Annotated in this window: 1 pseudogene; it reads right to left on the bottom strand. The window is 70.7% G+C overall.

Going from position 1 to position 825, the window contains the following annotated elements:
• Positions 1–201 (bottom strand): annotated as a pseudogene (locus CCN51_RS52420) (universal stress protein); the annotation flags it as partial.
• Between the last annotated feature and the right edge of the window lie 624 nt (positions 202–825).

Genomic DNA, 825 nt, shown 5'->3' with positions numbered 1-825 from the left:
CCCGGAGCCGGAGCGCCGGGCCATGCCGATCGCATAGGCGAGGGCGCGCTCGCTCGATGTCGAACCGTCGAATCCCACCACGACGCCGTGCTGGAACGCCGGATCGCAGGAATGACGTGTTTCTTCCGCCGCTTCGGGGTGCGCCATGTGATCGGCGACCCGCTTGCGGTCCGCGGGTTCGGGGATGTCGTGACCGGCCATCGGTGTCTCGGCGAAGGAAGTCCTCGTGAGGAGGGAACGGCGGGGGCTTAGGGGTTGCAGTTGTCGGGGACGGCAGCTCGCTGGCGCTCGGGGGAGCGTATCGAACGAACCGAATCCGTCCGGGATTCATCTTTCCAAGCCCTTACCCCTAAGGGTACGGCGCCACTCCCCTCCTGCCCAGAGAGCTCTTGGACGGCGAACCGCCCAAGGCGTTCCAGGGAGCATGCCGGAGGGCGGCCCGTAACGCAATGCCCCAAGTGGTCCCGACCGTGCCGATGTGCGGCTCCACCGGGTGGCCCGAGTGAGCCTCCAGTAAACCCTGAGTCTTCGGGGGGCGTACACCGAGCGGACGGTTCGCAGTGACCCTGACGCCCGCTCGGCGTTGTAGTAGCCGCGCGGTGATCGCGCCCCGCCCCGGCCCCCTGTCCGCCGCCCTCCGAGGAGCAGATACGTGCCCGCCACCGTCGAGTACGACGCGCCCCGCGAGGGCCGTGACCACCCCGCCAGAACCCCGGCCGGGGAGGCGGCGGACGAGGTGATCCGCTGGGGCGCGTTCAGCTGCGCCCTGGTGCCCGTCGTGCTCCTGGTGTGCGGTTCGCCGTTCGGCGCGGCGGCCGGCGCCGC

It is taken from the genome of Streptomyces milbemycinicus, from assembly GCF_002154605.1.
In the GTDB taxonomy this organism is placed as follows: Bacteria; Actinomycetota; Actinomycetes; order Streptomycetales; family Streptomycetaceae; genus Streptomyces; species Streptomyces milbemycinicus.
Note: the sequence above shows the minus strand (reverse complement) of the source record. Positions and strands in the feature narration are given on the sequence as shown.